Source organism: Pectinatus frisingensis, from assembly GCF_014076555.1.
Classification (GTDB): domain Bacteria; phylum Bacillota; class Negativicutes; order Selenomonadales; family Selenomonadaceae; genus Pectinatus; species Pectinatus frisingensis.
Genome location: NZ_CP045424.1, coordinates 207,168 through 230,000 on the forward strand (window position 1 = coordinate 207,168; position 22,833 = coordinate 230,000).

The window sequence follows — 22,833 nt, forward strand, 5'->3', positions numbered from 1 at the left end:
AGTTAGGTGAAAGAGATGATTTAATGGGAACCGTTGTTATTGGATCAGATCATGCCGGGCTGCATATGAAAGAATTTATTAAAGAAAAGCTGCATGGCGCCGGATATATGATCATCGACAAAGGAACTTATGATGAAAAATCTGTCGATGCCGGCGTTTATGCTATTGCCGTGGGTAAGGATGTGGCTTCTGACCCAATCGGGAAAAAGGGCATTTTAATATGTGGAACAGGTATTGGAATGTCTATCAATGCCAACAAGGTTAATGGGATTCGTGCGGCATTAGTAAGTGATTTGTTCTCGGCTAAGATGACCAGAGCACATAATGATACCAATATCCTTTGTATGGGAGCACGGGTAATAGCAGAATCTATGGCATGGGAAATAACAAAAATCTGGCTGACAACTGAATTTTTGGGTGGAAAATATGCTAAGCGAGTCGAAAGCACTATTGAATATGAAAGAATACGGAAATGATTCTGTGGAAAGGACCGGACAGCGGCAATGCTAAAACCAGTGTTTTCAGCGTCTGTTTCCTGCATGGATATTGGCAATTTGGCTGCGGCTATAAAAGAAGTAGAATGCTCAGCGGCAGCTTTTTTCCATTATGATGTAGTCGATGGGAAATTTAACAAGTGTTATATTTTGGGAGATACAGTATATAGATATATAAAAAAAAATAGCAAAATGCCCGTTGAATTACATTTGGCGGTTGAGGACCCAGAAAGATACATTAATATCTTTTCCGGTTATGGAGTAGATTATATTGCTGTGCATTACGAGGCAATGGACAATCCGAAAAGAGTGTTTCAAATGATAAGAAGCACCGGTGCTGTGCCGGTGCTGGCTTATCGGGCGGAAACTCCGCCTGACGGGGATTTTTTAACATTAGCTAATCAATGCGCATGGGTATTGAAACTTACAGTTAATCCAGGATTTTCTGGACAGCAGATTCAAGCAAAGGCCATTGAACATATACGACTGATGGCTGAAATACTGAGAAACAACCATAGCCCGGTACGCATTCAGGCAGACGGCAACGTAAATTGCAGGACGATAAAGACATTATATGAAGCTGGGGCTGCAATTTTTACAGGTGGGACTTCGGGATTATTTAAGCAGGGACAGTCATTGCAGCAGAATTTAGCACAATTGATTTGTACTGTCGGTTATAAATAAAGATAAACAGCCGCCAATTTAAAGTGAAGGAGAGAATAAAGTGGTTGATTGGAATAAATATTTGAATAAAGAAATCGCATGCAGCTGCGGTAGAAAGCACCAGTGCAATATAAAACATGTGGATATAGGGACCAATGTTGTTATTAAATTGGCGGATTATATACAAGAAGAAGGATTCAGGCACATCTGCATTGTAGCTGATGTGCATACGATAAAAGTAGCAGGGGAAAAAGTGTATGCGGCATTAAAAAAAGCTGATGCTGCATATGATGAATTCATTTTTACCGATGAAGAACTTATTCCTAATGAACTGAATATAGGAAGAATTTTTACACATATACCAAATGAATGTGACTTTGTCATAGCTGTTGGTTCGGGAGTAATAAATGACTTAATGCGGTTTGTATCCAAAAAGATGCAGGTGCCCTATGCTATAGTAGCGACGGCCCCTTCCATGGACGGTTATGCCTCAGCCGTATCGCCGCTTATTATAGATGGTTTCAAGATAACTTATGAAGGACTGGGATTTCCATGGGCAATAATCGGCGACGTTGATATATTAAAAGATGCACCGGTGCATATGATAGCATCAGGTGTGGGTGATATATTTGGCAAATACATCTGTCTGGTGGAATGGAAATTATCACATATAGTAAATGGAGAATACTATTGCCCGGAAATTGAAAAACTGATGCGAAAAGCAGTTGATACAGTGGCAAAAGCTGCCGATGACGGTATTGCGGAGAGAAACCCGGCGGCGATAGCTTCGGTAATGGAAGCCTTGGTATGGGCAGGAATAGGCATCAGCTATTGTGGAAATTCACGGCCGGCTTCCGGCTGTGAACATCAGATGGGACATTTTTGGGAAATGATGTTCCTGCAGAATTATCACCGCCATGATATCGAACATGGGACCTTCGTGGGAGTGGCAGCAATAGTGGCACTTTATGTATATAAAGCAGCGATAAAGATTCTGGAAACGAACAGCAGCTTTAAGGTAATTTCATTTGACAAGGAAGAATGGGAAAAACAGATAATCAAGGTTTATGGTGCATGCAGTGACAGCATTGTCAAATTAGAAAATGAAGTACATAAAAATGACACCCAAAAAGCTGCTGCAAGAATGCAGAATGTCTTGGCCAATAAAATACAGATAATAGAATTGATGAAAACTCTACCGAATATAGACAGCATGATAACCCGCATGAAAAAAATAAAGGAACCGTATTTGCCGGAACAGATAGAAATCACATCGGAATTACTGCATAACGCAATAATATATGCCAAGGAAATGCGTAATCGCTATGGCGTATTGCAGATGCTGTTCGACTGCGGTGAATTGAAAAAAACAGCAGATGAAGTCTGTACTGAAATTTCGAACTTAAAATAAATGTTTTCACACAGATATAGTGATTATGCGTATGGCAGCAAGGTGGGGAATGGGCAGAATGTTTATAAACGAGGACAAGGCAGGAATAATCCGCAATATAAAAGTTTTTGCTCTGGACATGGATGGAACTGTCTATCTGGATGAGTCATGGATAGATGGTGCCAGAGAATTTTTGGAGAGAATAGAAGAATCAGGGCGCAGCTATGTGTTTTTGACCAATAATTCATCAAAAAATCCGCAAAATTATGTCAAAAAACTGCACCGGATGGGACTGGATGTCGGTGAGGAAAAAATTATAACATCAGGACAGGCGACGATCTTTTATCTACAGCGTAATTATCCGGGGAAACGAGTATTTTTATTAGGTAACGATTTTTTAAAAGCAGAATTTGAACATAAAGGAATAATACTTGATGATGTGACTCCGGACGTGGTGGTCACAGCTTTTGACACATCACTGAACTATAAAAAAATGTGTCGGGTATGTGACTTTGTGAGAGCCGGACTGCCTTATATAGCAACGCATCCGGATTATAACTGCCCGACCAAAAATGGTTTTGTACCTGATGCCGGGGCTATACATGCTTTTATAAAAGCGTCCGCCGGAAGAGAACCGGACCATATTATCGGCAAGCCCAACAAAGAAATAATAAAATATCTGCTGGCGCGTATCGATAAGACCGGTGATGAAGTGATGATGGTGGGAGACCGGCTTTATACGGATATAGCGGCCGGAGTGAATAATGGACTATCCAGTATGCTGGTATTAAGCGGTGAGACAAAAAGAGAGGATATAGCAAGAGCAAAGATCAAGCCGCAGCTGGTTTTTGACTCGGTGAAAGAAATAATACCGTTTTTATGATGTGAAAAAGGCAGCTTTATAAAATATATTTCATTGTGGAAAGGGAATAGTAAATGGATAATTCAGATTTAAAAAAAGTTGCGAATGAATTGCGCAAAAATATAATAACAGCGACATTCAATGCAAAATCAGGACATCCAGGCGGTTCATTATCGGCAGCAGATATATTGTCATATCTGTATTTTGAGGAAATGAATGTAGACAGTAAAGCTCCGCATGATGAAAACCGCGATAGATTTGTGTTATCAAAAGGGCATGCAGCCCCGGCGTTGTATTCGGTTCTGGCGTTAAAAGGATATATTCCGGCGAAAGATCTGAAGACATTGCGCCACATTGATTCATACCTGCAGGGACATCCGGACATGAAACATACGCCGGGTGTTGATATGTCAACGGGGTCATTGGGACAGGGGATCTCGGCTGCGGTAGGAATGGCACTATCGGCCAAGGTACAAAATAAAAGCTTCCGGGTTTATGCGATGCTGGGAGATGGAGAGCTGCAGGAAGGGCAGGTCTGGGAAGCATCGATGTTTGCGGGAAGCCATGGACTTGATAACCTGACAGTTGTGGTGGATAACAATAACCTGCAGATAGACGGCACGGTAAGGGAAATATGCTCACCCTATCCGATAGGGGAAAAATTCAGGGCCTTCAATTTTCACGTTATAAATATAGATGCACATGATTTTGACCAGATAAGGGCAGCATTTAAAGAAGCGAAAAGCAGCAAAGGAAAGCCGACAGCGATCATAGCCAAAAGCATTAAGGGAAAAGGCGTATCCTTTATGGAAAATGCAGTAGGCTGGCATGGTAAAGCACCGAATGAAGAACAATATAAACAAGCTATGCAGGAACTGGAAAAAAATGGGGAGGTGTCAGCATGACAACGGTAAAAACGGCGACACGGGAAAGCTATGGCAATGCGCTGGTGGAATTGTATAAGAAACATGATGACATCATAGTAATGGATGCGGATCTGGCAGCGGCGACGAAAACCGGTATTTTTAAGAAGGCATATCCCGAACGGCATATTGACTGCGGGATTGCCGAAGCCAATATGATGGGTATGGCGGCAGGAATATCGACTACGGGACTGGTTCCTTTTGTCAGCACTTTTGCAATGTTTGCAGCCGGCCGGGCTTTTGAACAAGTGAGAAACTCCATTGGTTACCCGCACCTTAATGTAAAAATTGGCGCGACCCATGCCGGAATATCGGTAGGTGAAGATGGGGCGACACATCAGTGCAATGAAGATATTGCCTTAATGCGCACCATACCGGGCATGGTGATTATTAATCCGTCTGATGATATAGAAGCCAGGGCAGCTGTGACAGCGGCATATGATCATGACGGGCCGGTATATATGCGGTTTGGCAGGCTGGCAATTCCGGTGATAAATGATAGGGCAGATTATAAATTTGAGCTGGGAAAAGGTGTTACTTTGCGCGAAGGGACCGATGCGACGATCATTGCCACGGGGCTTTGCACAGGGGCATCCCTGGAAGCTGCTGAAAAGATGGCGCAGCGGGGACTGGATGTCGGAGTTATAAACATCCATACTATTAAACCTATCGATAAGGAAATAATTGTAAAGGCCGCCGAAAAGACAAAAAAAATCATAACGGTCGAGGAACATTCAGTGATCGGCGGACTGGGCGGAGCGGTATGCGAAGTATTGTCGGAAAATTGTCCGAGCACCGTTCTGCGGATCGGTGTAAATGACTGTTTCGGACATTCGGGTCCGGCAACAGCGTTATTGCATGAATTCGGGCTTGATGCCGAAGGTATTGATAATAAAGTGAGCAGTTTTTTAAAGTGAACACTGCTTTAAGATTTGGTTATGATAAAGCGGCCATGTCAGATGGTAAAGGTATTGATATATCAATTCTTTTGTTTTCAATGGGATGTTTGAAGATTACTCTATAAGCGTGTAATGCCTGACGTTTTATAAGTTCGCGGCTGCCACCGTATAGATCATCACCTAAAAGCGGATGGCCTATAGCTGCCATATGGACGCGTATTTGATGGGTACGGCCAGTGTAAAGTTTTAATTGTACATGTGAATACAGCCTGCCCTGTCGTATTACCCGGTAATGCGTCAGGGCAGGCTGTCCATCATTTCGGACCATACGTTCGATTATACTGGTTGGTTTTCTTCCAATTGACAGGGCAATCATTGCTTCCTTGGGACTGGGACAGCCTGTGACTATGGCATGATAAAAACGTTGGATTTTGTCATGTGAAGTAGTGAGACTGTACTGTATTTGCGGTTGTTTGGCAATGATGACCAGACCAGTGGTATTGCGATCAAGACGATATACCGGATGACAACCGACCTGTTGACCGCTGTGTATATAATAGTTAGCGACGATGTTTACTAGTGTGTCGTGAATAGTTTTATGGGTAGGGTGAATTATTTGTTGACATGGTTTATTGATGATGAGTAGCCAATCATCTTCGTAAACAATATCGAGAGGTTTATCGCAAGGAATGATTTTGGATTTTGCTGCCAATTCATAACTTATAATATCTCCGCCCGTTACTGTTGCACTAGCGGCTTGAACCGGTTGACTATTTATAAAAAGCTGTCCCTGCCATTTTATTTTTTTCCATAAATTAGTAGAAACTTTTCCATGCGCTGCAAGGAAATATCGGGCTTTTTGTCGTTCATGTCCATTGGGTACAGTAAATTTTATCATAAATTATCTTTCTTTATAATTTGGTAAATACTTATAAGAGCAATTATAAACCCCAATAATGTACCTAAACAGGTGAAAACTGGCTTGGTTGAAAATAATATATCAATTCTATAACCGATAAAAGAAAATATGCCAATAATAATAACAAAGGTTATTCCCAAGCTGCCGACCTGCCCAAATATTTGCAGAGAATTTTTTTCCTTTGGATCGCCATTAATTTTTTTATTCATAATTATCACCGGATATATTTTAGCATACATAATGGATATATGATATAATTGAAATATATATTTAGTGGCAAGGGCTTTTGGTAAATAGACTGGGCCATCGTCATTGATTGGAAAGGGGCAGACGATGAATGACTAAGCGGATAATGATTTTCACCTTAGTATTATGTGTATTGTTTTCTACGATTGTTTTGGCGCAGGCAGAAACTGAAGATACTCAGGATAGCTGGGTACCGATTGAACTGGGTAAGGGCAATGATGATGTGTTTTATTTTGATAAGACATCGCTGCATTATGATGTTGATAAAAATGGTAAGGTAAATAAAAATATAATCAATTATAGGGAAAAAAAGGTGAATAGAAATTCCGCTACTTTGGATGAGGGATTTTACAGTATTACTGATTGTAAAATAGATTTGGTAAATCAGGCATTGCTGCTTGGTAAGCAGACTTTTTATAAAAGCAATGGTGAAAAACGCTGGAGTGAGACACCGACATATCTCGTATGGTATTCTGTGCAGCCGGGAACCATGGGGGGAACACGTTACGCGGCAGTTGCTGCGTATGCGGCTGATCATAGTGATCAAATAAAGTAAAAACTTTATATAATGCCTATAAATAGTTATGCCTCTTAAAAGCGGATTTAAAATCTGACTTTAAGAGGCATATTTTTAATTATGATACAAATATAAGTTTATTTGCGATTGTCGGCCAGATAGTAAGCAATCCGCAAGGCTTCGTGCTGTACTTCTCTGATGGGAACATTTTTCTTTTTGGCTAAAGCGCGGCAATCCTCATATTCAGCGGAAATATTGCTTATTTTTCCGTTATAGTAAGCTATTTTGCAATGAATCTGACCATAAGCCGTGGAGACAAGTTTGATTTTTCGATTTAAAGCAGCTCGTTTTATTTTACTTATGCGTAGTCCCAATGTCGTGCTTTCACGAAAAATGATTTCGCTGGCAGCCGTATAATTTTTTTGTGCGGTTAAGACGGAAAACATCTGACCGGGACGATTCTTTTTCATGATAATCGGCGTTATCCAAACATCGAGAACACCGGCTTTAAATAGACGTTCCGAAATGTAATTGAAAACTTGCGGATTCATATCATCCACATTAGTTTCTAAGAGCAGTAAATCTTCGACAGCAGGATTACTATCAAATTCTTTTAAGTACAAACGCAGTACATTAGGCTGTGACAGATCCCAACTGCCGGCGCCATAAGCTATTTTGTCATAAGAAAAATCATCATAAGAAGATTTTTCCTGAGCCAGTGTTTTTAAAACAGCGGCCCCGGTTGGTGTAACCAGTTCCTTTTCTGCCAGACCATTTTTTATCGTGAAGTTTTTTAATAGCTCGGCAGTGGCCGGAGCCGGTATTGGCATTTGTCCATGGGCACAGTCGACAAAACCTTTACCGGTATAAATATTGCTGACAAAAATATTTTTGACATTAAAATATTCAAGACAAATTGCAATTCCGGCAATATCAATTATGGCATCAACAGCACCAATTTCGTGAAAATGGATTTCTTCTATTGATGTTCCATGGATTTTAGCTTCAGCTTCAGCAAGATTGTGAAAAATTTCCATACTGGTATGTTGGATGTCTTGGCTTAAACCTGAATTGGTAAAAATTGTTTGTATATCCGATAGGGTACGTATATGTAACTGTGGTGTATTTAATGTTACATTGAAATAGGTAGCTGTTATCCCCTTTTTATTGGTCGGTTTCATAATAAGTGAATATTCATCAGGAGAAATAATTTTTTCCAACTGATTTTTTAAATAATCATAAGGTAAGCCGGCATCAAGAAAGGCACCGATGAGCATATTGCCGCTTATGCCCGAAAAACAATCAAGATATATCGTTTTCATCGAATCACTCCATGCAATAAATTATTTATCTTCTTTTATGGCGAATATAAAGGCCAATAACAATTAAAGCAATGATTATACATATTGCTATGCTGAATTCATGCCCGACTGACAGCATCTTCTGCCAATTGTCACCCAGCATTTTTCCAATATAGACGATTAGGATGGTCCACGGTAAAGAACCAGCAAAAGTAAAAATAATGAATTTTTTTATATTTACACCGGCAAAACCGGCGGGCAGTGAAATAAAAGTACGTACTACAGGAAACATCCTGCTGAAGAAAACAGCTTTGACTCCGTACTTATCGAACCAATTTTGGGCGATATCAATATGACGCTTTTTCATGAAAAAATATTTACCATATTTATTGATAAAGGGGCGTCCACCTAAAAACCCAATATAATATGTCAGTATAGAACCGGTCATGCCGCCGATTATACCTGCGATGACAGCTTCGCTGAAATCCATTTTACCTATAGATATCAGGTAGCCGGCAAAACCTAAAATCAATTCGCTGGGAATAGGAATACAGGCATTTTCTAACGCCATGAGCAAAGCTATTGCAATATATCCCCAAGTGGAAATAAATTCTAAAAACAAGGCAGAGTATTGTTCCATTTTAACAGTTCCTTTTAGTTTAAGTTATGGGATTTTGTTTAAACAATAAGATTACAGACACTGCTGAATATTAGTAAAAAATAAAAATCACTTCACAAATAGAATTCAATTAATTTTAAATCTATATTAGCAATTATACAATATTTTGTGCTTTACCTCTAGCGGTGGATTTAAAATATAGAAAAAGTAGCAGCTAAGATGCATTTAAATTTTATAATAACCGTAAGTGTAAATATTAACAGCCACTGCGTCCGTGGTATAATATTTAGTAAATATTTTACAAATAGGAGGATTGGTTATGCATTTGAAAAAAATGGCAGTAGTCGCAGTCGTTTGCCTTACGATATTAACAGCAACGGTAGGGACTACACAGGCATTTAATTTTGGCAGTATATTGGGTGATGCGCTTAAAGTTGGCGGTATATCCATATTGGTAGACAAGTTTTCTATACCATTGAATTCAGCAATAAATAATTTGCTCGGACAACATGGAATGGGACCTCGTATGCTACAAAAGTAGTGCCGATAATTTCAATAGGTAACGGTTCTTATGTGGGAGCTGCGCAAGTTACCGGACCGCAGGAGGCAATCGATAGGACCCAGGCGGTATTGCTGATTGAGGGCAGTTTTAGTGACGAACGATTTAGACTAAAAGGACTTATTCCCGTAAATGCAAAAAGTATCAGCAATGTTTCCCGTGTACAGGGAGTTGGAGTTTCAGCGCAGATTGATGTGAAGATATAATAGCAAAAATATCTGATATAATTATTGACAATAGACGTGATTAATTGTATTATAAGTAACGATAAAATTAATATCAGTGAAACAGGTGTCCATACGGACTTAATGGAGAAGTTGGTTTAAGCCAACGCGGTCCCGCCACTGTAATGAGGAGCAATTCTGTAATATGTCACTGTGACAGTTTAAGCTGCATGGGAAGGCACAGAAACGTGATGATTCAAAGCCAGGAGAACTGCCTGTTTGTCGATCACCGTAACACAGTAATGATTTATATCCATAAGGCAGACTTATTGTTTGCACTTAGGATAAGCTGCCTATATGGTTTTACTGTGTTTTTACCCACGAGCGATGGGAAGGTGGTATTTTCGGACATACTCGATACGATCTTGTCTGATGATACCCTTCATTGCATCTTGGTGAAGGGTTTTATTTTGCAAAATTATATTTTGCCCGGATAGATGACAAACACTGAATAGGTTTATTGTAATTAACAAAAATTTAGGAGGGCTTTGTCAAATGAAAATCAGTTGGAAAAAAATGTTGGTCGCTTCAATGGCATGTGCGACATTAACAGGTTTTATGACTACTTCTTATGCCAGTTATAAATTAAATCCTGAGGTTACGGATGCGACACCGGCATTGAAACAGGCAGCTGAAATTGGGCTTCGTACTTATAATAATCCACAGATGGCCAATGTACAGAATAAAGATGCAATTTTAGTTATGAGTTTTGGTACTACTTTTAAGGATTCACGTGAAAAAACTATAGAAAAAACTGTCCAGGAAATCCAGGCAGCGCATCCTGACACGAAAGTTATTCTGTCATTTACATCGCATATTATCATTGATAGAATAAAAGCTAAGGAAGGCATCACAATTCCTACGCCGGAAGATGCCCTAAAGGATTTGAAAGCACAAGGGTATACTCGTGTGGCTATCGCATCACTTGATGTTATTCCGGGGATGGAATATGCTTATGATTCGGCAGTATTTGATTTGTATAAAAAAGATTTCAAAAAAATGACGCTCGGCACATCGGCTATGTATTGGATGGGACAGGAAAATCAGCGCGATGATATCAATGAATTTTTAAAGGCCTTTTCTACGCAATTTCCTAAAGTAGGCAAGGATGAAGCTATATTGGTTATGGCTCATGGAACACCGGATCCAAGTAATGCCTATTATGCGGTAATACAAGATCGCATTGATTCACTGAAATTGAAAAATGTTTATCTTTATACAGTGGAAGGCTGGCCAAATCTTGAAACTATAATTCCTCAGCTGAAACAAAAGGGTATCAAAAAGGTAACATTGATGCCAATGATGATGGTAGCAGGGGATCATGCTAATAATGATATGGCTGGCGCAGAACCGCAGTCACATAAATCAATTCTTGAAAAAGCAGGTTTTAAAGTCGATACATATATCCATGGCCTTGGTGAAAATGCAGCTGTTCGTAATATCTTTGTGGAACGTGCCAACGAAGCATGGAATGCTTTGGAAGCAAAATAATTTACTATTTGCATATAATCTTATCCGGCAGGCTACTTGCCCGCTGGATAAGATTCTTTAATAACTGTTCAAAATAATCCACCGGCTCAGCCGGCGGAATCGAAGGTTTTGACTTTAGTCGAAAAAAAGTCCCTGTTATAATAAATGCAGGTCTAGCCAACCGCATAAAAATAACAGGGAGGACTTTATCATGAAAGATAAAGATATACAAAGTTTAGAACATACAAAGTGGAGATGTCAATATCATATAGTATTTTCACCAAAATATCGTCGAATGGAAATTTATGGAGAATTGAAAAAAGATATAGGATGGATATTAAGAAAACTGTGTGAGGATAAAGGTGTTGAAATTATAGAAGCAGAAGCTTGTCCAGATCATATACATTTATTGTTGAGTATTCCCCCAAAGTATAGTGTTTCAAGTTTTATGGGATATTTAAAGGGGAAAAGCAGTTTGATGATATTTGATAGGCACGCAAATTTAAAATATAAGTATGGAAGCAGAACCTTTTGGTCAAGAGGATATTTTGTAGATACAGTAGGAAGAAATAAGAAGCAGATAGAGAATTACATTAGAAATCAGTTACAACAAGATCAAATAACAGATCAGATAAGTTTAAGGGAATTTGTAGACCCGTTTACGGGTAGCAAGAAGTAAAAGGCAAAAAAAAACCCCTTTAGGGGTCGCTCGAAAAAGAAAAACGTTGGTTAGACCTTTCGGACGCCCCTTGAGGGGCTTATGTTAGTAATATGCCCTTCCAGGGCTAGAACAAGCCTCCAGTTTACTGGAGGTCATGACTTTATCAATAATTTATTCAATACCATGCTGACAATATGCGGGAAAACTATCAAAATTTTGCTTTTAGTGGTAAAGGTATTGTATAATCTAAAATTGTATGTGAAAAATTAATTGATTTTGAGGAGAATATTTAATGACTGGTATTTTTTATGGCATAGGCGTTGGTCCGGGTGACCCTGAATTATTGACGATGAAGGCAATTAAGACATTGGAAAAAGTAGATGTGATTATTGCCCCTAAAACAGAAAAAAAAGATGGTAGTGTTGCCTTGTCCATAGCTAAACCGTATTTAAAATCAACTGTCAATATTGTATATCAGGTTTTCCCAATGATAGCACATTTTGAAGAATCACCGCAGAGTTGGCAAAAAAATAAGGAAGAAATTTTAGCTTTATTAAACCAAGGTAAGAATGTAGCATTTTTGACATTGGGGGATCCGATGTTTTACAGCACATATATTTATGTGTACCGACTGTTGAAAACGGAGCAAATAGTGATTGAAACGATTCCCGGCGTACCGGCTTTTTGTGCGATAGCCGGCAGGCTGGAATATCCATTGGTAGAAGGAAATGATATAATAAGTATCATTCCGGCTACGGCAAAGCCAGAAAAAATTGCAAAAACGCTGGCCGCGTCAGATAATGTTGTAATTATGAAAGTTTATAAAAATTTTGATCAAATAGTATCAATTTTGAAAGATAATGGATTGGTAGATAATGCTGTTATGGTAAGTCGCTGCGGATTACCGGATGAAGCATGTATAGATGATATTGAACAAGTGAAGAAGGTTCCCAATTATTTATCAACAATTTTGACACGCCGAAATAAATAGGGAGTTTTTTATATGATAAAAAGAAATTTTTGTTTTTATCTGTTGTTTTGTTTGTTGTTGGCGGCTGCATTTACCGGATGCGGTGGACAGTCAGCAGATCAAAAGACGACGTCCTATTTGACAATCAATGACGACGCCGGCAGGACAGTTACACTCGCTAATAAGCCGGAACGTATTGTAGCATTATCGACTTCTTTTCTGGAACCGCTGCATGATGTAGATGCCGCTGTGGTAGGCTGTCCGGATTCGAAAATGGGGATACCTGATTATTATAAGGATATAGATAAGGTCGGTGCTGTTTACAATATCAATATAGAAAAAGTGGTCGCATTGAAACCGGATTTAGTAATAGCAATGAAAGGGATGAATGACAAATTTGTTCCTATGCTTGAAAGTAATAATATTCCGGTTATTGTGCTTGATATGAAAAGCTATGATCAGGTTAAACACTGTTTGGAGCTTTTTTCTCAGATAACGGGTGAACAAGAAAAAGGTACGACGCTTATTAATGAAATGGATAAAAAAATCGCTGCCGTGAAGGATAAACTACCGAAAGAAACCAGGCGTGTGGCAATATTGCATAGTACAGCTCAGGATGTAACTGTGCAGCTAGATGACTCCATAGCGGGATCGGTGGCTAAAATGCTTGGTTTTGTTAATGTAGCGGCTGATGCCAAGCCACTGGAAAATAATCCGGATTCAGCGCCGTATAGTTTAGAAGTATTGGTTAAATCAGATCCAGATGCTATATTTGTCACCAGCATGGGGGATATGTCAACAATAAAAAAATCTATGCAGGATAATGTTGAAAATAATTCAGCATGGCAGACATTAAGGGCCGTAAGGGAAAACCATGTATATTTTCTGCCGCAGAAATTATTTTTATTAAATCCCGGGATCCATTATCCACAAGCAGTGGAAGTAATGGCAAAGGAACTTTATCCTAATCTGTTTTCTAAAGCGGATCAATAAATATCTGGGAAAACGCGGGGTTGTCGCACCTGACAATTTTCATTCATAAATATATATCACTCTTTTTGTCCGTCTTTAGAGGGACAGGGGCATGCAGCAGTGGCGGGGTGCATATTTGTGAAGTTAATGCTGTTCATGCGACAGCCCCAAATTTTATATAATATAAGGTGCAATATGGAAAACACACATAATAATAAATGGCGGATGGTTATTTTGCTGGGATTATTATTTCTGCTCATTGCAAGTTTTGGGATAAGTCTGTCGCAAGGGGCAGTACATATAACACCAAAAGAAATATGGCAGATTTTTTCTGGCGGGACCGGGGCAAATAGTCAGATCATGTTAAATATAAGGTTACCACGGACGATATTAACGGTGCTTGTAGGTATGAATCTTGCTGTGTCAGGAGCTATTTTGCAGGCGATAATGAGAAACCCATTGGCAGATCCGCATATAATCGGCATTTCGTCAGGGGCAGGGATTGCAGGGATTTTTATTATAATAATATTGCCACAATATAGTTTTTTAATACCACCGGCTGCCTTTATCGGAGCTATGCTGGCAGCCTTGTGTATTTATGTATTAGCCTGGAAAAATGGTATAAAACCATTACGGGTGATTTTAGCCGGGGTGGCGGTATCCTCTTTTATTGGAGCAGGAATATCAGCACTGCTTATTTTATACAGTGATAAAGTCCACGGAGCCTTAATGTGGATGGTAGGGGGATTTGCAGCCCGATCATGGAGTCATGTGGAATTGATATTGCCGTATACAATTGCCGGATTATTGCTGGGGTTATTATTTACACGCCATTTAAATGTTTTACAGCTTGGTGATGAAATAGCTAAGGGTTTAGGAATGAATGTTGAATTTATCAGAATATTATTGACGGCTATTGCGGCTTTGCTGGCGGCCAGTGCTGTTTCGGTAGCGGGTTTGCTGGGATTTGTCGGCTTGATTATTCCTCATACGGTAAGATTGCTGATCGGGAGTGATTATAGATTCCTATTACCGGGATCAATCCTTTTGGGAGGTTCTGTGGTGACCTTAAGTGATACATTTGCCAGATGTGCATTCGCTCCATTGGAATTGCCGGTAGGAATATTCATGGCGGTGCTGGGGGCACCGTTTTTCCTTTTCCTGTTGAGGAGGGAGTTATAATGGCAATATTGGCTGCGCAAAATATTCATATTGAATTTCAGGATAAAACAATATTGGATAATATAAATGTGTTATTTCCTGAAAATAAGATAACAGCTATTTTGGGACCTAATGGTTGTGGCAAATCAACACTTTTGCGGATAATAGCCGGCCTGCAGCATCATTATAAAGGGGAAGTGCTATTAAACAATAAGAATTTGACTGAATTTTCATCTAAAAGTATAGCCAGAAAAATAGCTGTTTTACCGCAATCTATAAGTGTGCCTGCCGATATGACTGTTGAACAAGTCGTAGCCTATGGCAGATTTCCTTACCGCAGTGTGTTTCACGGTAATAGGCAGGAAGACAAAATGGTCATTGCATGGGCTATGGAACAAACTGATATAATTAATTTGAAAGGACGCCAATTGACAACTTTGTCAGGAGGTGAACGCCAGCGAGCCTGGATTGCTATGGCATTATGTCAGCAACCAGAGATATTGCTGCTGGATGAACCGACTACATATCTTGATATTGCTCATCAATTAGAGATAATGCAGATAATAGCTATGCTTAATGAGAAGCAGAACATGACGGTAGTGATGGTGCTGCATGATATCAATCATGCGCGTCTTTACGCTGATAATGTTGTAGTTATGAAACAATGTGGTATTTTTGCCCAGGGAAAGCCGAAGCAGATACTTTCTCCTGAATTGTTGGGGCAGGTTTTTAATGTGAAGGCATTTGTTTATAGCAATACGGATACAGCTGTTGCTGATATAGTATTTCCGGTTGGACTGATGGACAAATAAAAACTATCCGGTGGAGTTATTTACCGGATAGTTTTTATTTATTTATCTGTCAATCATTATTTTGTTTTTGATTTTTACGTTTTACCTTATATGATTCATAACGAGCCTTACCAGCTTCAAAAGCGAGCTGCTCTTCGTCAGTATTTATTTCTAAAGGCGGAATTTGCGCTGGTTTTGAATTCCTGTCCAGGGCAACCATGGTGAAAAATGCAGACAATGCAGGGACTGGAGGCATATGGGAACGTAAATCTTCAACTTGGACATCAACATATACTTCAATGGATGTTTTGCCGGTAAAAACTATTCTGGCAGAACAAATTACCAAATCACCGACCTTTATTGGCTGGTGAAACTGCAGCTCGTCAACACGGGCTGTAACTACATTGGTTCTGGCATAGCGGCGAGTGACAGCATAAGCGCATGAATCCATCATTTTCATTATTTCGCCGCCATGGATGTTTCCCTCGACATTAGCCTGGCTGGGCATCATTATTTCTGATATAATCAAATCTTTTTCTTGCAAAATATAACACCTCTTCTATTCATATCTATAAAAGATTGAGTATGGATTAAACTGGACTGAAATAATCATTAAGTGAGTAGGTAATATTCTTGGAGTAGACTGCTCATTAATAAATAGCCAAGCATAGATTATATTTTACAATGTTTCGGATTGATGTCAAGGAGAAAATGATTATTAAACAATATTCATTGTTCTAAACCTATCAACAAAGCTCGGCTAGTGAGTGGAAAATATTTTTATAAGGATATTTATTAAATTCGTCGGCTTGGGTTTCACCGGTTAAAACAGCAGAAAAATCAACCTTGGCATTGAATGCGGTCTGAGCATCAGTAAGACTGTCACCGATATACAAAGTGGTGGATGAATCTGTGTGCAATGCTTCTATAGCCTGCCAGATTGGTTCGGGTGCCGGTTTTGGTTTTTTTGCATTTTCTGTACCAATTATAACATCAATAGTATCTGTAATTTTTTCCTGGTGCAGTGTTTCTAAAATACGATGGCGTGTTTTATTGGAAACAATGCCAATCAGACAGTGCTGTTGTTTTAGTTTTTTCATGGCAGGGATAGTTTCAGAATATAAAAAGGTGTTTTTAGTCATGTATTTATCAGCTAAAATGCTATAGCGCTTCTGCAATAATTTTATGGTATTTGCAGCAGTTTCCCCAGTTAGAATGGATATAGCCTGTGGCATAAAAAGGCCGATAGTACGTTTTATTTCGGCAGGTTTTTTCCCCGGATAGCCATTTTGTGCTAATAATTTTTCAAAGCATAGCACTATTCCTTTTGATGAGTCGGCTAAAGTATAATCAAAGTCAAAAAGATATGTTTTATATAGCATGATGGTAAACTCCTTAATTATATTTCATTTTTTCGTGAGGATTTTTATTTGAATGATTAATTTGGTATACTTTAAAGATGGATTATTCCATATATGGGTTAAGAAGGGGTAAATTAATGAACATACGTAAATATTTTGAGACAGAGATAACACGTAAAAGTGCCCGTGATTTTTTGCGATATATAGGACCAGGCATATTGATTACGGTTGGCTTTATTGACCCGGGGAATTGGGCTTCAAATTTGGCGGCAGGTTCGCAGTATGGCTATGATTTATTATGGATGGTCACTTTATCGACAATAATGCTGATAGTATTACAACATAATGCGGCTCACTTGGGGATAGCGAGTGGATTGTGCATATCGGAAGCGGCGGCACTTTATCTGCCTAAATATGTATCGGGGTTTTTATTGCTGTCAGCAATGGCGGCTGCTGTGTCGACAGCGTTGGCAGAGATACTCGGAGGGGCTATAGCTTTACAGCTATTGTTTAATATACCTTTAATGTATGGTTCAATTTTGATGGCAGTATTTTGTGGATTTTTGTTGAAATCAAATTCGTATAATAAGATGGAAAAGATAATTATTGGGTTTGTTTCACTGATTGGATTGTCTTTTCTGGTAGAGCTGTATATTGTACCGATTGAGTGGGGCAAAGCGGCAGTCGGTTGGATTTATCCAGCAATTCCACATGGCTCACTAGTCGTTATAATGAGTGTGCTGGGGGCAGTGGTAATGCCGCATAATCTTTTTTTACATTCGGAGATAATTCAAAGTCGGCAATGGAATCTTGAAAATGAAAAAGTTATTGAGCGACAATTAAAATATGAATTTCTGGATACTATTTTTTCTATGGGGATAGGCTGGGCGATAAACAGTGCCATGATATTAATAGCTGCAAGTGTATTTTTTACTAATAATGTTATAGTTGATGATTTAGCACAGGCTGTTAACATTTTAGATCCGCTGCTGGGCCCTTATGCGGCAATCTTATTTGCAGTGGCGCTATTGTTTTCCGGATTGTCATCTACAACTACTGCCGGAATGGCTGGCGGCAGCATTTATGCAGGAATTTTTAGGGAATCGTATGATGTAAAAGACCGTCATTCGTGGCATGGCGTTTTGATAACATATGGTTTGGCAGTGCTCATATTATTTTTTGTTAAGCAGCCTTTTGATGGATTGATTTATTCACAAATGGCTTTAAGTATTCAATTACCATTTACGATATTTTTGCAGATATATTTGACATCTTCAGATAAAATAATGGGGAAATACGCCAATTCAGTAAAACAGCGGATAATGCTTTGGTCTATAGGTATAATAGTAACTATATTAAATGTTATGCTGTTAGTTGAAATGTTTGGATTTTAGGAAAAATAAAATGCAGCTATGTTATATTGTAATGCAGAAGCAGCAAGCTTATATCATGGATGTATAAAATTGATATAAGTTATCAACAGTTTTATACACAAGTTGTGCATAACTGTTGATAACTTATATACTTTAAATAAAGAACATAAGTGATAAAGACTATTTAAAGAAAGAAACTATTATTACCGAGAACACCTTAAAATATTTTTAATTATTGATTTCCGGACTTATTTGTGCAATAGGATCTTTCCCATAGGTATTATCATTAGGTGAGCCTTTTATAAAAAGCAAATAAAGATTCACGGCGCTAATCCATAAAATTGTAAGAATAATGAAAATGAATTCTAATTCATTGGAGCCAATAATAGAATTATTTACAGAAAAAGAAGGTATGCCGCATAGTAGTGCATAATAGGGCAACTCGGTAAGAAGCAGATAAAAACCGCTGCGGTCAAGATCATGCCAGCGGCGTATTTTCCAGAAGGCTGGAATTATTACGGCGAGTATTGTGATAAAAGATATGATTGAAATTATCAGTAATATAAAAAAACATGAACTTATGCTGAAAGATAAGTCGGATATGGCAGTAATCGCTGTGGCAGCGAAACCGAGACCAATTAGAAATACGGTCAGTATGCTTAAAACCAGAAAACTAAATAGATATAAACTTATAAAACCGATGTTTCTAAAAAAATAACGCTGTCGGTTTAAACGGCCACGCCAAGAAAATACTTGTTCGAATAGTGATGCAGAATATGATGTATTTATTGGTTCTTCTACATAAAAACATGGACCGGCGTATAAGGCGTTATTACTTAAGGATGCTGTAGGCGGGCCATAATGATTATCAGCAGGGCTGCCTTTTTTAATGCATAAATAAAGAAAAAAACAGAGGTTGATACCTGGCACGGCATATAAGCATAGATATTTATATGACTTATTGAGATCGTATAGACGTCCTATAGTCAGGATAAGTGAAAATGCTGATAAAACAACGCTCCAGGAAATAAGACTGCTGAAATAACTGGATAGAATCAATCCCAGGCTGATGGATAATCGTGTTGGCAAAGGAACAAGTGCAGCTAAAGCAGTATCAGTAACAGCATTGCCAGAAGTAATAGGGATGAGTGGTGAAGGTAGATAAAACAAGGAAAATAGTATAGAAAAAATTGATAAAACGAAACCAATGACCAGTAAAAATATGTGAGCCATGAGGAATCGTCTGCGATTGAGACGATATTGCATCGATAAATAAATATGGACAGCATCTATAATAAATTTTTTCAAAAAGACAGTCTCCCTTCAAATGGACCGGCATATCAGGTTTATTTTGTAAGACGGGCTGTTTTTGCATTCACTGCTGCTATTAAATCAGCAGGAGCAAGTAGTAATTGTTCGCCCCTGGTACCAGCGCTTACAGCTATTTGTTGCAAAGTAAGGGCACTGCTGTCAAGGTATACCGGATAAGTTTTTTTAGTACCTAACGGAGAACAACCGCCGCGGATGTAACCGGTAAGTGATTGTATTTCTTTCATATGCACCATTTCTACACGTTTATTTCCGCTGATGACAGCTAATTTTTTTAAATCCAATTCATCATCACCAGGAATACATGCCATCAATATACCATTTTTATCACCACGGGCAACAAGCGTTTTAAAAATCATTTTTATATTCATTCCGACTTCAGAGGCAACATGAATTGCGCTTAAATCATTAAGGTCGACCTTATATGGTTTTATTTCATAAGTTATTTTTAAATTGTCCAATATACGGGCGGCGTTAGTTTTTTTCATTTTTTTATTAACCCTTTCTTAAAGATAATAATTAACGGTGATGGTGCAGTAATATTATAACTTAATTTTAAATAGATAACCAGAATTACAACAGCTGCTATCATGAGGAGGAAAATTAAATAGTAAATATAATATATGAATGCTGGGGATATTCAAGACTGTTGATAATAACGAATGAGATTCGGGTTAAAAGATCAGCTGAAAATAAATATTAAAATATTGCATAAAAAGCGGGAAAAGGGATTGACAAAGGGAGAAAGTTTAGATATAATAATTCCTGCGCTCAAGAGAGCGGCGGCCGGGGAACCGGGCGAAAAAAAGTCCTTGACAAACGAAACAGCGCGTGATAATATATACAAGCTGACTCGTTGAGGCAGGCACCTTGAAAACTGAACAATACATCATATGTTTTCGAAACATACCGGATGTGCGGTTTAAATAAAAACCTGAAACAATTTCTTTTTAACAAAAATGACAAGAGCCAAATTGGCTCTCCGATAAATTTATGGAGAGTTTGATCCTGGCTCAGGACGAACGCTGGCGGCGTGCTTAACACATGCAAGTCGAACGAGGCTCTTATTTCGGTAAGGGCTTAGTGGCAAACGGGTGAGTAACGCGTAGGCAACCTGCCTCCAAGATGGGGACAACACTCCGAAAGGGGTGCTAATACCGAATGTTGTAATGCTGCTGCATGGCAGTATTACCAAAGGTGGCTTTTAGCTATCGCTTGGAGATGGGCCTGCGTCTGATTAGCTGGTTGGTGACGGTAACGGCGCACCAAGGCGACGATCAGTAGCCGGTCTGAGAGGATGAACGGCCACATTGGGACTGAGACACGGCCCAGACTCCTACGGGAGGCAGCAGTGGGGAATCTTCCGCAATGGGCGAAAGCCTGACGGAGCAACGCCGCGTGAACGAGGAAGGTCTTCGGATCGTAAAGTTCTGTTGCAGGGGACGAACGGCACTATAGCCAATAAGTATAGTGAATGACGGTACCCTGTTAGAAAGCCACGGCTAACTACGTGCCAGCAGCCGCGGTAATACGTAGGCGGCAAGCGTTGTCCGGAATCATTGGGCGTAAAGGGAGCGCAGGCGGAACATTAAGCGGATCTTAAAAGTGCGGGGCTCAACCCCGTGATGGGGTCCGAACTGAGGTTCTTGAGTGCAGGAGAGGAAAGCGGAATTCCCAGTGTAGCGGTGAAATGCGTAGATATTGGGAAGAACACCAGTGGCGAAGGCGGCTTTCTGGACTGTAACTGACGCTGAGGCTCGAAAGCCAGGGTAGCGAACGGGATTAGATACCCCGGTAGTCCTGGCCGTAAACGATGGATACTAGGTGTAGGGGGTATCGACCCCTCCTGTGCCGGAGCAAACGCAATAAGTATCCCGCCTGGGGAGTACGACCGCAAGGTTGAAACTCAAAGGAATTGACGGGGGCCCGCACAAGCGGTGGAGTATGTGGTTTAATTCGACGCAACGCGAAGAACCTTACCAGGGCTTGACATTGATTGACGTATCCAGAGATGGATATTTTCTCTTCGGAGGACAAGAAAACAGGTGGTGCATGGCTGTCGTCAGCTCGTGTCGTGAGATGTTGGGTTAAGTCCCGCAACGAGCGCAACCCCTATCATTTGTTGCCAGCACGTAAAGGTGGGAACTCAAGTGAGACTGCCGCGGACAACGCGGAGGAAGGCGGGGATGACGTCAAGTCATCATGCCCCTTACGTCCTGGGCTACACACGTACTACAATGGGACACACAGAGGGAAGCGAAGGAGTGATCTGGAGCGGACCCCAAAAAATGTCTCCCAGTTCGGATTGCAGGCTGCAACCCGCCTGCATGAAGTCGGAATCGCTAGTAATCGCAGGTCAGCATACTGCGGTGAATACGTTCCCGGGCCTTGTACACACCGCCCGTCACACCACGAAAGTCATTCACACCCGAAGCCGGCTAAGGGCCGCAAGGCACCGACCGTCTAAGGTGGGGGCGATGATTGGGGTGAAGTCGTAACAAGGTAGCCGTATCGGAAGGTGCGGCTGGATCACCTCCTTTCTAAGGATTAAAACAATCCGTCGAGCACATCCGGAATATGTATTGTTTGGTTTTGAGGGTTTCTCCCTCAGATATTGCACATTGAAAACTACACAGAAGAAAAGCAAAGAACAATTAATCACCAATGCCAAACTTGTGAGAAGAGATTTTCAAGAGGATGGCGGGGAATAGTTGGACCAAGCACAATTAGGAAACTAAAACAAGCTAAGACAAAACATATAAACTTAAGCTAAAGGTGATATTCTGGAGGAGACTCGAGAATATAATAAACTTACCAGAAACGTTCAGGTGCAAGGAAGCATGAAAGCGAATAAAGAAGGCGTATTAATATACGCCGATGAGTGAGCTGAAATGATGACGAAGCAGATGAGCGGTTATGGAAAGTTTAAAGTTAAGCGAATAAGGGCATATGGTGGATGCCTTGGCGCCAGGAGTCGAAGAAGGACGCGGTAAGCTGCGAAAAGGTACGGGGAAGAGCAAGCATCTATTGAGCCGTACATATCCGAATGGGGCAACCCGGCAGGAGAAGTCCTGCCATCCGAAAGGAAGACAAACCCGGGGAACTGAAACATCTAAGTACCCGGAGGAA

General features: G+C 39.9%; 24 protein-coding genes, 2 rRNA genes and 1 riboswitch (1 of these 27 cut by a window edge). Of the genes, 18 read left to right on the top strand and 8 right to left on the bottom strand.

What is annotated here, in order from left to right; genetic code table 11:
- Window positions 1–23: 23 nt before the first annotated feature.
- Genes rpiB through F8M42_RS00975 form a run of 6 tightly spaced genes read left to right on the top strand, consistent with a single transcriptional unit; the run spans window position 24 to window position 5,249 of the window.
- Window positions 24–476 carry a ribose 5-phosphate isomerase B gene (gene rpiB / locus F8M42_RS00950; protein WP_182187564.1) on the top strand — a complete coding sequence of 151 codons (453 nt, stop codon included), beginning with the start codon at window positions 24–26 and terminating at the stop codon, window positions 474–476.
- A gap of 27 nt (window positions 477–503) precedes the next feature.
- On the top strand, window positions 504–1,178 hold the full coding sequence (locus F8M42_RS00955; protein ID WP_182187565.1) for a ribulose-phosphate 3-epimerase: 675 nt from the start codon (window positions 504–506) through the stop codon (window positions 1,176–1,178).
- Window positions 1,179–1,218: 40 nt separating this feature from the next.
- Window positions 1,219–2,568, top strand: coding sequence for a sn-glycerol-1-phosphate dehydrogenase (locus F8M42_RS00960; RefSeq protein ID WP_182187566.1), 1,350 nt, complete (start codon window positions 1,219–1,221; stop codon window positions 2,566–2,568).
- A gap of 31 nt (window positions 2,569–2,599) precedes the next feature.
- Window positions 2,600–3,430 carry an HAD-IIA family hydrolase gene (locus F8M42_RS00965; RefSeq protein WP_229711383.1) on the top strand — a complete coding sequence of 277 codons (831 nt, stop codon included), beginning with the start codon at window positions 2,600–2,602 and terminating at the stop codon, window positions 3,428–3,430.
- 53 nt (window positions 3,431–3,483) lie between these two features.
- A complete protein-coding gene (locus F8M42_RS00970; RefSeq protein WP_182187567.1) occupies window positions 3,484–4,314 on the top strand; it encodes a transketolase in 831 nt (276 codons plus the stop codon).
- Window positions 4,311–5,249 (top strand): transketolase family protein, encoded by a 939-nt coding sequence (locus F8M42_RS00975; protein ID WP_182187568.1) that lies wholly within the window; start codon window positions 4,311–4,313, stop codon window positions 5,247–5,249. Before F8M42_RS00970 ends, F8M42_RS00975 begins: the two co-directional genes overlap by 4 nt.
- A gap of 19 nt (window positions 5,250–5,268) precedes the next feature.
- Here the strand turns inward: F8M42_RS00975 and F8M42_RS00980 are convergent, their stop codons facing one another.
- Window positions 5,269–6,129: an RluA family pseudouridine synthase gene (locus F8M42_RS00980; protein ID WP_182187569.1), complete on the bottom strand. Its 861-nt coding sequence runs from the start codon at window positions 6,127–6,129 to the stop codon at window positions 5,269–5,271.
- A complete protein-coding gene (locus F8M42_RS00985; RefSeq protein ID WP_182187570.1) occupies window positions 6,126–6,359 on the bottom strand; it encodes an AtpZ/AtpI family protein in 234 nt (77 codons plus the stop codon). Before F8M42_RS00985 ends, F8M42_RS00980 begins: the two co-directional genes overlap by 4 nt.
- A gap of 128 nt (window positions 6,360–6,487) precedes the next feature.
- On the opposite strand from F8M42_RS00985, the gene F8M42_RS00990 reads away from it, so the two are divergent.
- Window positions 6,488–6,952 (top strand): hypothetical protein, encoded by a 465-nt coding sequence (locus F8M42_RS00990; RefSeq protein WP_182187571.1) that lies wholly within the window; start codon window positions 6,488–6,490, stop codon window positions 6,950–6,952.
- 98 nt (window positions 6,953–7,050) lie between these two features.
- Here F8M42_RS00990 and larC read toward each other — a convergent pair whose 3' ends face one another.
- Together larC and F8M42_RS01000 are read right to left on the bottom strand one after the other, a co-directional pair.
- Window positions 7,051–8,235: a nickel pincer cofactor biosynthesis protein LarC gene (gene larC, locus F8M42_RS00995; RefSeq protein ID WP_182187572.1), complete on the bottom strand. Its 1,185-nt coding sequence runs from the start codon at window positions 8,233–8,235 to the stop codon at window positions 7,051–7,053.
- A 25-nt stretch (window positions 8,236–8,260) separates the two neighbouring features.
- Window positions 8,261–8,854, bottom strand: a complete 594-nt coding sequence (locus F8M42_RS01000; protein ID WP_182187573.1) for a DedA family protein — start codon at window positions 8,852–8,854, stop codon at window positions 8,261–8,263.
- A 298-nt stretch (window positions 8,855–9,152) separates the two neighbouring features.
- On the opposite strand from F8M42_RS01000, the gene F8M42_RS13550 reads away from it, so the two are divergent.
- The 8 genes from F8M42_RS13550 (at window position 9,153) to F8M42_RS01035 (ending at window position 15,662) form a co-directional block, all read left to right on the top strand.
- Window positions 9,153–9,374: a hypothetical protein gene (locus F8M42_RS13550; protein ID WP_229711384.1), complete on the top strand. Its 222-nt coding sequence runs from the start codon at window positions 9,153–9,155 to the stop codon at window positions 9,372–9,374.
- Window positions 9,374–9,598 (top strand): hypothetical protein, encoded by a 225-nt coding sequence (locus tag F8M42_RS13555; RefSeq protein WP_229711385.1) that lies wholly within the window; start codon window positions 9,374–9,376, stop codon window positions 9,596–9,598. Before F8M42_RS13550 ends, F8M42_RS13555 begins: the two co-directional genes overlap by 1 nt.
- A 66-nt stretch (window positions 9,599–9,664) precedes the next feature.
- A riboswitch (cobalamin riboswitch) is annotated at window positions 9,665–9,849 on the top strand.
- Between the two features lie 262 nt (window positions 9,850–10,111).
- Window positions 10,112–11,107 carry a sirohydrochlorin cobaltochelatase gene (locus F8M42_RS01010; RefSeq protein ID WP_182187574.1) on the top strand — a complete coding sequence of 332 codons (996 nt, stop codon included), beginning with the start codon at window positions 10,112–10,114 and terminating at the stop codon, window positions 11,105–11,107.
- A gap of 190 nt (window positions 11,108–11,297) precedes the next feature.
- Window positions 11,298–11,765, top strand: a complete 468-nt coding sequence (tnpA, locus tag F8M42_RS01015; RefSeq protein WP_182186775.1) for an IS200/IS605 family transposase — start codon at window positions 11,298–11,300, stop codon at window positions 11,763–11,765.
- 274 nt (window positions 11,766–12,039) lie between these two features.
- A complete protein-coding gene (gene cobI / locus F8M42_RS01020) occupies window positions 12,040–12,738 on the top strand; it encodes a precorrin-2 C(20)-methyltransferase (RefSeq protein WP_182187575.1) in 699 nt (232 codons plus the stop codon).
- A 12-nt stretch (window positions 12,739–12,750) separates the two neighbouring features.
- Complete coding sequence (locus F8M42_RS01025; RefSeq protein WP_182187576.1) at window positions 12,751–13,710, top strand: ABC transporter substrate-binding protein; 960 nt, start codon at window positions 12,751–12,753, stop codon at window positions 13,708–13,710.
- Window positions 13,711–13,884: 174 nt separating this feature from the next.
- On the top strand, window positions 13,885–14,871 hold the full coding sequence (locus tag F8M42_RS01030) for a FecCD family ABC transporter permease (protein WP_182187577.1): 987 nt from the start codon (window positions 13,885–13,887) through the stop codon (window positions 14,869–14,871).
- The gene (locus F8M42_RS01035) at window positions 14,871–15,662 is read left to right on the top strand and encodes an ABC transporter ATP-binding protein (protein ID WP_182187578.1); all 792 of its coding nucleotides are present in this window, start codon (window positions 14,871–14,873) and stop codon (window positions 15,660–15,662) included. Before F8M42_RS01030 ends, F8M42_RS01035 begins: the two co-directional genes overlap by 1 nt.
- A gap of 49 nt (window positions 15,663–15,711) precedes the next feature.
- Here F8M42_RS01035 and F8M42_RS01040 read toward each other — a convergent pair whose 3' ends face one another.
- The gene (locus F8M42_RS01040; RefSeq protein WP_229711386.1) at window positions 15,712–16,185 is read right to left on the bottom strand and encodes an acyl-CoA thioesterase; all 474 of its coding nucleotides are present in this window, start codon (window positions 16,183–16,185) and stop codon (window positions 15,712–15,714) included.
- A 202-nt stretch (window positions 16,186–16,387) separates the two neighbouring features.
- Window positions 16,388–17,023 (bottom strand): HAD family hydrolase, encoded by a 636-nt coding sequence (locus tag F8M42_RS01045; protein ID WP_182187579.1) that lies wholly within the window; start codon window positions 17,021–17,023, stop codon window positions 16,388–16,390.
- Window positions 17,024–17,139: 116 nt separating this feature from the next.
- On the opposite strand from F8M42_RS01045, the gene F8M42_RS01050 reads away from it, so the two are divergent.
- On the top strand, window positions 17,140–18,396 hold the full coding sequence (locus F8M42_RS01050) for an Nramp family divalent metal transporter (RefSeq protein WP_182187580.1): 1,257 nt from the start codon (window positions 17,140–17,142) through the stop codon (window positions 18,394–18,396).
- A gap of 207 nt (window positions 18,397–18,603) precedes the next feature.
- On the opposite strand, the gene F8M42_RS01055 is transcribed toward F8M42_RS01050, so the two are convergent.
- Together F8M42_RS01055 and ybaK are read right to left on the bottom strand one after the other, a co-directional pair.
- On the bottom strand, window positions 18,604–19,683 hold the full coding sequence (locus tag F8M42_RS01055) for a DUF805 domain-containing protein (protein ID WP_182187581.1): 1,080 nt from the start codon (window positions 19,681–19,683) through the stop codon (window positions 18,604–18,606).
- A 38-nt stretch (window positions 19,684–19,721) separates the two neighbouring features.
- Window positions 19,722–20,192 (bottom strand): Cys-tRNA(Pro) deacylase, encoded by a 471-nt coding sequence (ybaK, locus tag F8M42_RS01060; RefSeq protein WP_182187582.1) that lies wholly within the window; start codon window positions 20,190–20,192, stop codon window positions 19,722–19,724.
- A 502-nt stretch (window positions 20,193–20,694) separates the two neighbouring features.
- Between ybaK and F8M42_RS01065 the strand changes: the two genes are divergently transcribed.
- Window positions 20,695–22,244: ribosomal RNA gene (locus tag F8M42_RS01065) — 16S ribosomal RNA — on the top strand.
- 389 nt (window positions 22,245–22,633) lie between these two features.
- Window positions 22,634–22,833 (top strand): 23S ribosomal RNA (locus F8M42_RS01070); it runs 2,722 nt beyond the window's last position.
- Together the 16S and 23S rRNA genes form the textbook arrangement of a ribosomal RNA operon.